Raw genomic sequence first — 10908 nt, 5'->3', positions numbered from 1 at the left:
TCACCTGGGCCCTCGCCGACCGGGGAGAAGCACACCGCCAGGCCAGCCACTACGATCAAGCCGTCACCGACTTCACCGCCGTACTCGAACTCGACCCCACACTCACCTGGGCCCTCGGCTCCCGCGGCCAGGCACACCGCCAGGCCGGCCACTACGACCAGGCGCGTGAAGACCTGGAGCGGGCCGTCGAAGCAGACCCCGACGATCTCTCCAGCACGTTCGAGAAGCTCATGCTCGACACCGTGGAGGGGGGCCTCGAGGCATGTGCGGAGCAGTGGAGCCGGCTGCTCATGTCCCCGGTGAGCCCGCCGGACGAAGCTGCCGCCAGGTTCTTGGGCCTTTTCCGGGTTCTACTCCTCGAACCGGAAAGCGGTGTGGCAGAGGCGACCGAGGAGTTCCTCTTCGCGAATCCGGATCACGAGGCAATCACGGATATGTTGGCCTATCTGGCAGAGCTGGATGCCGTGGGAGATGGGGTGGCCGATCGCGCGCGGCAGTGCTACCGGCTGATCGTGGAGCGTGCCTCGGAGTGAGCCGGTTGTCGGCGTATCGGTCAAGGCCACGCGTGTTCAGGCGCGTGGCCAGGCCTACAGGGGTGCTTCACCTGTAGGCACATTGGCCGGAGGGACGGCGCGGTGGTACCGGTCGGGAGCCAGCGGGCAGGGCGCTCTCCAAGGCGCCTTGCAGGACGCTTTCCGGGGCGCTTCACAAGGCACCTCGGCAGTCTCGCCCTGCAAGGAGAACCTGCACGTCACAGGCTCGGTCAAGGGGCGCCGGCCGCGCCGACTACTTCCCTCGAAGACCCCTTCGGGCGGTACCGGCCCGGTTTTGCCGGGCCCCCGGCGCCCTGCTCCGGACCCGGCGCCGCCGCCCGGTGCTCGCCGGAGTTCACCGCCTCGCACGCGCGCGACCCGCGCGCACCCTGGGCCGGGCCGGAGCAGCCGACCGAGCGGGGAAGAAGATCCCGGGGGCGGGGAGAATCGGGCGATGACCGACCACCGCCGCCCTCTGGGCACCGGACCCGCCCTTACCGAGCTACCTCACGCGGACGGCAGCCCGCCCCCGGCGCCGCGCGCCCAACTCGCCGCCGAACGCTTCTCCGCCGCCGTCCCGGCCGCCACAAAGCCGGCGCCCCCACCCCCACGTCCGGCCGGACGCCGCACCCTCGGCACCGGCCCCACCGGGCGGTGACAGCCCGCACCGCCTCGCGCGCGTGGCACGCACGAACCGCGCCACTCACGGCACGCGTTGGCCGGTCCGCAAGCGGGGCTGTCACGGCTGTCGTGCTGGAACCCGCCGCGGGGGTCAGCCGGGCACACCGCAGGTCGCCGGCTATCTGTCACACCGTCAACCCGACCCAGCCAACAGACCACACGACAGCCTTCAGCCCGCCGCCCCGGCCTCGCCCGGGCCCGACAGAACGGACCCAACGCCCGCCGTTATCGCTGTCGTTGGCCTGGGCTGCAGAGTCCGAGGCGTAGAGGTCGGCTCGTCCGCGGTCGGGGCAGAACTACGCCGAGATCACACTGACAAACCGATGCGTATCATCACCCGGCTTCACGGCACTTCCACGACTGGGCTCTGTGCGTATTACAGTTTTCTTCGTGCGACTCGTCATCTTGTGTCGCGCAAGGGGGCAGAGGGGATGGAATCCTCCGCATGTCCAAGGTGCGCCGTTGGGGGGCTTTGTGCGGGAAATGATCAAGGGTTCGAACGTGGCCCTGACGGACCTGAGTGACGACGTCGGTTCAGTGATGGTCGGTCTGGGCTGGGCCAGCCCCACCGGCGAGGGCGACGCGGATGTGTCGGTCCTGCTGCTGGACGCGAACGGCAAGGTGCGCAGCGACAGCGACTTCTACTTCTACAACCATCCGGTGGCCGCCGATGGAAGCGTGCAGCTTCTGGGCAAGACGCCGACGGCGGACGGCAGCGAGGACCGGATCAGCTTCGATCTCACCGCGGTACCGTCCGAGATCGACCGGATCGTCGTCGCTGCGAGCCGGTACGACGGAGCACGCTTCGGCGAGCTGGAAGACGTGCGGATCACGCTGGCCGACGCGGCCGGTGAGAACCTCTGCCGGTTCGCCGTCGACGAGGCCGGCTCCGTGACGGCGGTCATCTTCGGCGAGCTGTACAGGCGCGGAGAGGGGTGGAAGTTCCGCGCCGTCGGGCAGGGCTACGAAACCGGTCTTGCGGGGCTGGCGACGGACTTCGGCGTCGACATCGAGGACGACGCGGCCGCGGAGGCGGAGGGAGCCCTCAACGGCGCCGAAGGCGACGAGCAGCCGGACTCGGCGAGTCCGGCGCCGACCGAGGAGCCGGCCCGGCAGGTGACGGGGGAGGACATTCCCGCTCCTCGTCGGCCTGAGAGCGAGGTCGTCGAGCCGAAGAAGCCTGCCGCTCGTCCCCGCACCGCGAAGAAGAAGGTCACCCTTCCCAAGACGGTCAAGAAGACCCTGGCGGAGAACGACTCCTGGAGGCCGGCCAGACTCTTCCCGGTATCGGCGCTCAAGAGCGACCGGGACCGTGAGATGCGTGCCACCTCGGTGCTGCTGTCGGTGATGGCGCAGGTGCCGGAGTTCAGCAGGAGACTCACCGCCGGCTTCGGGGCTCCGGCGGGTCGCATGGAGACGTTCACGGAGGTCTCCCTGCCCCACGGGGACAGTCCGCGGCGCCCGGACGGGGTGATCCGTGTGGAGCGGGCCGGCAAGTTGTGGACCGCGCTGGTCGAGACGAAGACCAACGGCAACGCGCTCAAGGCCGACCAGGTGCAGGCGTATATGGACATCGCCGCGCGCCGCGGTTATGAAGCCGTGATCACGCTGACGAACGACGTCGCACTGGAGGGCAGCCCGCTCGTCGACGTCAAGATCGACAGGCGGCGCAAGCACAAGGTGGCCCTGTGGCACCTGTCCTGGGCGGAAGTCGTCCACCAGGCACAGATGCTGATCAGGCATGAGGGAGTGAGCAACGCGGCGCACGCCTGGCTGCTGCAGGAACTGCTGCACTACCTGCAGCACGAGAACTCCGGCTGCCACGGCTTCCAGAACATGGGGCCCGCCTGGGTCCCCGTGCGCAACGGGATCGACGACGAAACCCTCTGCCAGGGCGACGCACGGGCCCTGGAGGTGGTCGAGAACTGGGAACGGCTCATCCGCCAGGTCTGCCTCAGGCTGGGCGGCGAACTCGGACAGAAGGTACTGCCCGTCCAGCGAGCCAAGCGCGGAGCGGATCCCACAGAACGCCGAAACCGCCTCGCCGACCAGCTCTGTCTCGACGGACGACTCCAGGCGGAGCTGCGCATCGAGGGCACCCCCGGCGTCCTGGCCATCAGCGCCGACCTGCGCACCGGCAAACTGCGGACCTCCATCGAAACCCCGGCGCCCGAGCAGGGCTATCCCCTGAGCTGGGCCAAGCGACTCGTCCGACGCTTGGCCGAGGCACCGGCGGACCTCCATGTCGAAACCCTCGTCGACAGTGAAACCGGAGGCCCCCGCGGGACGCTGGAGCGGCTCCGCCCCGAGCCGGCGGACCTGCTCCCCAAGGACAACGGCACCAAGATCACCGGGTTCCGTCTGTCTCTGCTCAAGAGCATGGGAAGCGGCCGCGGCAACGCCGAGTCCGGCTTCATCCGCAGCGTCGACGATGCCGTGCACCGTTTCTACACCACCGTCGTCATCCACCTGGACGCCCCGACAACACGCCGGGCGCCGTCCAGGGAACGCACGACGACGGGATGACGCCCGGCACAGACGGCAGCAGCGCCGTCTGTGCCCGCCACAAGACCGTCCTCTTGCACAGGCCCGCACTCGACCTGCGCAAGAGGACACTCACCCGCCCCGGCACCATGGGCCAGTTGAGGGTGGGCGAGGTAGGCCAGAGCGTCGACGGCGATCAGGTTTGCCAAGACCGGCAGCACGATGCGCAAAGCAAGCCACACTGCTCGCAGTCAAGTGGGCGAACGCTGCACCTGCTCGGAAGCGGTGCACCACCATGGGGGAGTGATCTCGGTGAACGGCAGTGAGCGCACCGCGGCCATCAGCCTGACCAAGGTGCAGGAAAGGGCGCCCGATCTGGTCAGCCTGTACAAGGCGGCAGGTGCCAGCGTGCGTCGGCATGGGCTGGAGGACGTGCGGGCTGCGGTGTATCTCGTGCTGGACCGCTCCGGGTCAATGCGGCCTTACTACCGGAATGGCACCATGCAGCACCTGGCCGAGCAGGTTCTGTCGCTGTCGGCTCACCTCGATGACGACGGCACCGTTCCGGTGGTGTTCTTCTCCACCGACGTCGACGGATCCACGGACCTGACGCTCGGCGGGCACCGTGGCCGGATCAACAAACTGCACGAGAACCTCGGTCACATGGGACGCACCAACTATCACTGGGCCATGGACGAGGTCATCGACCACTACATGGAATCCGGCAGCCAGTGCTCCGCCCTGGTCATCTTCCAGACCGACGGCGGCCCCACCAGCAAGTTCGCTGCCGAACGCTACCTGTGCAAGGCCGCTCGCCTTCCTTTGTTCTGGCAGTTCATCGGCTTCGGCGACCCCGACGACAACGAGTTCGCGTTCCTGCGCAAGCTGGACACCCTCGCCGTCCCGGCCCGCCGCATCGTCGACAACGCGGGCTTCTTCCACGCCGGCCGCACCCCGCAAGCCATCCCGGACCACCAACTCTTCGACCAGCTCCTGCAGGAGTTCCCGGACTGGCTGGCCGCCGCCCGCACCGCCGGCATCGTGCAGTGAAACGTCCAGGGTCATTCCCTGCACCGGTGCGTCGGCCACCAGGCGCGACACCCCTTGTATACCTATCCGTGCCCTCTCTCGAACAGCCATCGCCCAGACTCGGGCGATCGCCCCTCTCCGCGCGAGCGGAGTGTCAACGGACCGCCCTGCCCGACCCCGCCGCCTCCACGATGGTCAGGCAGCGCTGAACTTGGGCGGGGAGTGTCATGAATCAGGCTCTGGCCCACATTCGGTGGTGACCGAGTGTCACGTCCGTCTGGGCCCGGATCTCGCAGCTCATGGAGGGGACGACGGCTGCGTCCGGAGACGAGAGTCCCGCCTGGCAACCGCGAGCACCCCTCCGACCTGCGTACTCCACCGTCAGCAACCGTGGCCACAAAGCGTCTCCACCGAATGTGGGCCAGAGCCTAATTCCTAATAGACCCGCCTGGTGCTCGGGCGCGTCAGGGCTCCTGTCAGTCGTGGTCCGGGTGAAGTTTGCGGTTGGTGCCGGATCTGCCGATGTCCAGGTCCAGGAACGAGGTCAGCGTGGTACCGCTGTTCCAGAAGCCGAGCAGGTTGATGTCGATGAGTACCAGTTGGTGCTTGGCGGCGAAGTCGCGGGCCGGTTTCGTAAAGACGCACAAGGCCACGAAGACGGGAACGTCGGCGCCGTGTTCGGCGCGGGCGGTGCCGTTGAATGTCTGGATGTCGCGGCTGCCGACCGTGCGGTGCTTGGCGTAGCGCTTGCACTGGATGACGACCCGGCGGCCGTCGGGCAGGAGGCCGGTGACGTCGGCCCCGAGGTCGCCGGCGCCGCCGACTCGTTTCACGTCGGTGCATCCGTCCCGGCGGCACAGGTCTGCGACGTACTCCTCGAACTGGCGATCGTCCATTAACCAGACTGCGTCCAGGGATCGGCGGGCCTGGCGGCGCGCTTCCTCGGCCAGTCGGGCTTTCTCCGCTTGCGCCTCGCGTCGTCCGGCATTCACCAGCTTGGTGACGATGATCCCGATGGCAGCGACGACTAACGCAACAATCAGCACTGTTCCCATGGAGTCGTCCTCCTTCTGTGGTCTGCTGGCTTGTTGCTCCCCATCCGTTGGGCTGCCCATCCAATGCGGCCAGATGCTGGCTGCCTGTACCCGCGCGTTGTCTCTATTGATGGGTATCGCCCGGGCCTTGGCGCCCTCCCTTTCCAGGTCATGCTCGTTCATGGGCCTGGCGGGCTGTTCTGGCAGACAGGTTGGCGTGGCCGCCCTGGGCCTGCTTGTTGTCCGCGGACAACGTTCACTCGTGGTTGACAGGCTTGGACGTTTGTTGTCCGCGGACAACAAACGTGGGCAGACACGTGCTTTGCGGGGTTTCTGAACCGGGTCAGGCGAGTAAGGTAGCGCCATGACCGCGCCATACGACCCGACCGATCGGGAAAAGGTAGTAGCCAAGCTGCCTGCTGAGCTGCGCAAGGAGCTGAAGGTCCGGGCGGCGGAACTGGGGAAGGACATCCAGGACGCCGTCACTGAAGGTGTTGAGGCCTGGCGGAAAGCAAAGGGCCGCCCGGTTGTTGACACTGCCGGGGGCACGTCGTTCGCGACTTATCTTCCGGCCGGGCTGTACGGCAAGCTCAAGCAGGACTGCAAGACCCGCAGCGTCTCTTACAACCAGGGGATCGCCCAGTCGATCCGCTTGTGGCTCGACAGCAACCCGTCCCCACGCCCGAGGCCAGCGCGGGTCACCGGAGCGCGCCGAATCATCTTCGGTAACCAGAAGGGCGGCGTGGGCAAGACATCGGTCTCCGCTGGCGTCGCCCAAGCGCTCGCAGAGTCTGGGCACCGCACGCTGCTCATCGACTTCGACCCGCAGGGCCACCTCACCAAGCAGCTTGGCTACCCGATGCTCGACATCGATGAGGCCAGCTTGGCCAAGCACATGTTGAAGGAGGCCAAGGGCGGGCTGAGCGAGCTGCTCGTGCCGATAAAGGGTGGTGACTTCGAAGAGCATCTGTGGCTGCTGCCCGCCTGCAAGGACGCGTTCCTGCTCGACGCGAAGCTGGCCACCACCAAGGCCGTACGCATCAAGGAGACGGCGCTGGAGAAGGCCCTCGAGCCGGTGGAGCAGGAGTTCGACTACATCATCGTCGACTGCCCCCCGAGCCTGGGCTACTCCATGGACACCGCCCTGTACTACTGCCGCACTCGTGACGGGGAAGAACCCAACGCCTCCGGCATCGTGGTCCCAGTGCTGGCCGAGGATTCCTCAGCTGACGCCTACGACATGCTCTACGACCAGGTCCAGGACCTCATTGAGGACATGGACATCGACATTGCTCTGCTGGGCTTCGTGGTCAACATGTACGACAGCCGCAAGGGTTTCGTCGCTACGTCATCGCTCGATGAATGGCGCAACATCGGCGAACCGCCCGTCCTCGCCGTGGTCCCCGAGCTGAAGGACCAGCGTGAGGCGGTCCGTGTGAAGAAGCCGCTGCTCGTGCACGCGCCCTACGGTGACCAGGCAGATGTGATGCGTACTGTGGCACGGAGGATCAGCGCATGAGTGTCGCCGACAAGTTGGGGACCGGATCGTCGTTCGGCAACGTTACTCGAGGACGTAGTGCCCGAGGTCGTGCCAAGGCCGTCGCTCAGGGGGATGTGCCTGCGTATGAGCTTGTGCGGCTGCAGCTGGACGAGGTCGCGCCCACCCCGTTGAATCCGCGCCGGAACTTCGGCACGGAGGAGGAGCTGACTCGCTTCGGTGAGGAGCTGCGTCAGGCGCAGTTGTCGGCCTGTGTCGCTGTCACTCGTGACGCCTACCTGACGCTGTGGCCCGAGCATGAGGAACGGATCGGTTCCGCCAAACATGTTCTGATCAACGGTGAGCGACGCTATCGCAGCGGCGTTCACGTTGGGGTGGAAGCGCTGGACTTTGTTGTCCGGGACGACCTGGCTTCCTCTCGTGAGCAGTTCATCAACCACCTGCTCAAGGAGAACCTCGACCGTGAAGACTTCGACGTCATAGAGCGGGCCCGAGGTGTACAGCACTTGGTGGACGTCTGTGCGGAGAAGGGAGAGCGTGGTGCTCGTTCTCGTGCTGCTGAGCAGTTGGGTAAGGACCGGTCCTGGGTGACCAACCAGCTCGTCCTGTTGGAGCTGCCGACGGAGCTGCAGTCGATGCTCAGCGCTGGCAGCCTCGCGGAGCGTGATGGTCGGCTTCTTGCCCGCCATTTGAAGGACAATCCAGGTCTTGATGCCGCAGCGCTGCTGGATCATCTTGAGCAGACGAAGACGGCAGCGGCCATGCTCAAGCAGCAGGAGAAGGAAGCGCTGGAGCTCGTACGGGGAGCCCAGGCGGGGACGGCCGCAGGGGCTTTGTTGTCCGCGGACAACGAACCATCCGGCGACTCCGGCACAGCGGACGCTACGGGCGTCTCAGTGCAGAAGCGTCGGACACTGAACGGTGGCAAGAAGACGGCGGAGTCCTCTTCGGCGCTGCCCGGACAGCGGAACGACCCGGCTGGTGATGCAGCGGTCACGGAAGAGGAGCAGGAGGACAGCCAGCCCAAGCGGTTGCCGTACGACAACCCCGTCTATGTGGCCATGCATCTGGAAGTCAAGATGGAACCTGAGGACTTCCTGAAGTCCACGCGCTTGATGGCAACGAAGTGCTGGGACAGGGCCGGGCTGGACCCCTCCCTCAACCTGTTGAAGGACATGCTGAGGGCGGCAAAGCAACACGACCCGGAGTTGCTACAGTCCCTGCTTGCCGAGTTCACGAGCGAGACCATGACGGCTTGACCTCGACAGTGCGGCACGAAGCGCTGCAAGAACAGGGGCGCCTGAAACACAGAAAGGCCCGGCTTCCCTCATCGTGATGGGAAGCCGGGCCTTGGCATGTCAGTTACGTGTTTCAGGTCGCTCAGGTCGCTGGCGCGTCTTCCTCAGGGTTGGGGATGCTGACGGCGGTCACTGGGGTGGCCGGGTGGCACATAGCAGTGGTCGGGACGGCACCGGGCTCGGTGGATGGGCCCAGACCATGCACCAGCTGTCGTCCCACTCGCAGCCGCATGGATGGTCCGGGTACTTGTGGCCACTGTTTAAACATGACCATTGACCGCTCTGCCTGAGCCTCGCCCACAGTGTGGCTCCGTCAGTGCGTCAGCACCTCATCACATCAGATCCCGGCACGCCTCATCCTCGTCTCGGCTTCGTCGCGCCCCAGCGCCTCGAAGTTGTCGAGATGGAATTTCTTGGCGTTGAAGGCGCGCACCCACAGGCCCGCTGCCCAGCACAGCTGCAGTTCGTTGTCGCTCAGCGCTCGTCCGCGCGCGGTTTGGTACTCCTCCAGGAAGGCCACTGTCCGTTCGACCGAGGCGCCTGCACCGGTGGGCCCGCCCTCGAACATGGCGGCGGCCTGGCCGATGATCACCACCTCGGGCTCGTAGAGCACGCTGTCCCAGTCGTGGACCGCGCGCGGCCGGCCGTCGCGGAACTTCACATTGCGGCCGTCCCAGTCCCCGTGTCCGAAGACGCAGGCGGCGTCGTGGACCTCCTCGAGCCGCTCACGCACGGCCGCGCCGAGCTCGTCGACCCACGCCGTGGCACAGCACCGCTCAGCGTTGAGGTCGGCATCCCGGTCATCCGGGACCGGCCAGACGCCGTCCTCCTCGTGGTACCAGTGGATCCAAGCAGGGGCGGGCCGTAGCAGCGGCTGCGGATCGAAACCCTCTGCGCGGGTCACGAAGTCGGCCAGGAGGCCAGCGAACAGTCGGGGAGCATCGGCGAGCTCGGGCGCCTCGCCCCCCCCCCGGCACAGGAGTCTCGGCGCTGGCGACCTTCCTGCCCAGCGGCAACGGACCGGTCAATGGCTCCGGGCATGGGAAGCCCGCCTGCCACATCCGGCGTTGTACCCAGGTACAGGCTCCCAGCCGCGCATCGTCGTCGCGGATCTTCAGCACCACCTCGCGGCCGTCTGCCAGTCGTAGTCCGTGAACAACGGACAGGTTCCCCGCCGTGAAAGTGCGCTCGGCGACCGGGCAGCCCAGATGCTCGAAGCACCAGTCGGGACTGCTGCGTGATCGGGTGACAGTCGGGGTTTATGCAGCGAGTGCTGCGTGAGGGGCCATGATGATCTCGTACTCGACGGGGGCAATCGGCCCAGACGAATCTGGCGCCTTCGGCGATGGTAGGTGCGTTCGATCCAGGTCACGATCGCGATCCGCAGCTCGTGTCGGGTGCGCCAGGTGCGGCGGTCAAGGACGTTCTTCTGCAACAGCGCGAAGAAGCTCTCCATGGCCGCGTTGTCGCCGGCGGCACCGACCCTGCCCATCGAGTCGACCAGGCCATGACGTGCGAGAACGGAGACGAACTTCCGTGAACAGAACTGCTTGGACTCAACCGGTCGTCGCAACATCGGTTCCCTGGAGAGATAGTAGGTGCTCGTTCAGGGCTTCGGTGGGGGTCTTCCAGTTGAGGGTTTTACGGGGTCTGTTGTTGAGGGTGGCGGCGACGGCCTGGAGCTCGTCGGCGTCCCAACGCGACAGGTCGGTGCCCTTGGGTGCCTCTGTGTTTGTCAAGCTGGTTGGTCTGGTGGCGTAGGCTCAGGTTTGATGGGTCCGGGAAGTGACTTGTCCGAAGAGTCGGCCGTCGGGGTTGGGCCGACCGCGCTGGATGCTGTAGTCGCCCCCCAGTTGTCCTCCCGGGCCCGTCGTCCCGGTGCGTCGGCGTTCGTCGCCGACCATCGTGCGCCAGACGTGATCAGCGAGGCGGCGTTTCAAGCAGCGTTGCGCTTCCCGAGCTGTCTTTCCTTCAGCAAGTTTGGCCTGGTAGTAGGTGTGGCCCCGGGTGCCCGGCATGCGGATCTGTGTGATGGCGACGGTGTGAAGTGCCGCGTTGAGCTGGCGATCGCCGCGCCGGGACAGGCGGTGGCGTGCGCGGGCTGGACGGTCGCCCTCGCGGAGACCGACCGGGCCGCGTGCGTCGCGTACATCGAGGAGAACTGGACCGACATGCGGCCCAAGAGCCTGATCGAGGCCATGGCGGGCTCCGACTCCTGACGGAACCGCACGACGGAGGGGGTGGGCCGCGCCGGGCGCGGCCGTGCCGCCGCCCTTCCCGGGCATGCCGGCCCCCGAGCCGGAGGAGGACCGGTTCGTGCTGAGCGTCGAGTCCGGCGCCGGCGACGTGCT

Annotated in this window: 10 protein-coding genes and 2 pseudogenes; 7 read left to right on the top strand and 5 right to left on the bottom strand. The window is 66.7% G+C overall.

Annotated elements, in window-relative coordinates:
• From AB0I73_RS33170 to AB0I73_RS33155, 4 genes are all read left to right on the top strand, one after another.
• Window positions 1–533, top strand: a 533-nt coding sequence (locus AB0I73_RS33170) for a tetratricopeptide repeat protein (protein ID WP_363043660.1), incomplete at its 5' end; no start/stop codon positions are given.
• A gap of 454 nt (window positions 534–987) precedes the next feature.
• Complete coding sequence (locus tag AB0I73_RS33165) at window positions 988–1191, top strand: hypothetical protein (protein ID WP_363043658.1); 204 nt, start codon at window positions 988–990, stop codon at window positions 1189–1191.
• Window positions 1192–1697: 506 nt separating this feature from the next.
• Window positions 1698–3740 (top strand): TerD family protein, encoded by a 2043-nt coding sequence (locus AB0I73_RS33160; RefSeq protein WP_363043686.1) that lies wholly within the window; start codon window positions 1698–1700, stop codon window positions 3738–3740.
• A 261-nt stretch (window positions 3741–4001) separates the two neighbouring features.
• Window positions 4002–4748 carry a VWA domain-containing protein gene (locus AB0I73_RS33155; protein ID WP_363043656.1) on the top strand — a complete coding sequence of 249 codons (747 nt, stop codon included), beginning with the start codon at window positions 4002–4004 and terminating at the stop codon, window positions 4746–4748.
• Window positions 4749–5203: 455 nt separating this feature from the next.
• Here the strand turns inward: AB0I73_RS33155 and AB0I73_RS33150 are convergent, their stop codons facing one another.
• Window positions 5204–5782 carry a restriction endonuclease gene (locus AB0I73_RS33150; RefSeq protein ID WP_363043654.1) on the bottom strand — a complete coding sequence of 193 codons (579 nt, stop codon included), beginning with the start codon at window positions 5780–5782 and terminating at the stop codon, window positions 5204–5206.
• A 343-nt stretch (window positions 5783–6125) separates the two neighbouring features.
• On the opposite strand from AB0I73_RS33150, the gene AB0I73_RS33145 reads away from it, so the two are divergent.
• Both AB0I73_RS33145 and AB0I73_RS33140 read left to right on the top strand, forming a co-directional pair.
• Complete coding sequence (locus tag AB0I73_RS33145) at window positions 6126–7280, top strand: ParA family protein (RefSeq protein ID WP_363043652.1); 1155 nt, start codon at window positions 6126–6128, stop codon at window positions 7278–7280.
• The gene (locus tag AB0I73_RS33140; protein ID WP_363043650.1) at window positions 7277–8518 is read left to right on the top strand and encodes a plasmid partitioning protein; all 1242 of its coding nucleotides are present in this window, start codon (window positions 7277–7279) and stop codon (window positions 8516–8518) included. The genes AB0I73_RS33145 and AB0I73_RS33140 overlap by 4 nt, the downstream gene beginning before the upstream one ends.
• A gap of 376 nt (window positions 8519–8894) precedes the next feature.
• Here the strand turns inward: AB0I73_RS33140 and AB0I73_RS33135 are convergent, their stop codons facing one another.
• The 4 genes and pseudogenes from AB0I73_RS33135 to AB0I73_RS33120 all read right to left on the bottom strand — a co-directional run bounded on the left by AB0I73_RS33135 (window position 8895) and on the right by AB0I73_RS33120 (window position 10641).
• A complete protein-coding gene (locus AB0I73_RS33135) occupies window positions 8895–9461 on the bottom strand; it encodes a hypothetical protein (RefSeq protein WP_363043648.1) in 567 nt (188 codons plus the stop codon).
• A 355-nt stretch (window positions 9462–9816) separates the two neighbouring features.
• Window positions 9817–10106, bottom strand: a pseudogene (locus tag AB0I73_RS33130) (IS3 family transposase); the annotation flags it as partial.
• 7 nt (window positions 10107–10113) lie between these two features.
• Window positions 10114–10278, bottom strand: a pseudogene (locus tag AB0I73_RS33125) (IS30 family transposase); the annotation flags it as partial.
• Window positions 10279–10320: 42 nt separating this feature from the next.
• Window positions 10321–10641: a hypothetical protein gene (locus AB0I73_RS33120; protein ID WP_363043684.1), complete on the bottom strand. Its 321-nt coding sequence runs from the start codon at window positions 10639–10641 to the stop codon at window positions 10321–10323.
• Between AB0I73_RS33120 and AB0I73_RS33115 the strand changes: the two genes are divergently transcribed.
• Window positions 10600–10776 carry a hypothetical protein gene (locus AB0I73_RS33115; RefSeq protein WP_363043646.1) on the top strand — a complete coding sequence of 59 codons (177 nt, stop codon included), beginning with the start codon at window positions 10600–10602 and terminating at the stop codon, window positions 10774–10776. The two genes, AB0I73_RS33120 and AB0I73_RS33115, sit on opposite strands and share 42 nt — an antisense overlap.
• The last annotated feature ends 132 nt before the right edge of the window (window positions 10777–10908 follow it).

It is taken from the genome of Streptomyces sp. NPDC050388 (assembly GCF_040655635.1).
In the GTDB taxonomy this organism is placed as follows: domain Bacteria; phylum Actinomycetota; class Actinomycetes; order Streptomycetales; family Streptomycetaceae; genus Streptomyces.
This window is presented reverse-complemented; position numbering and strand designations above follow the sequence as displayed.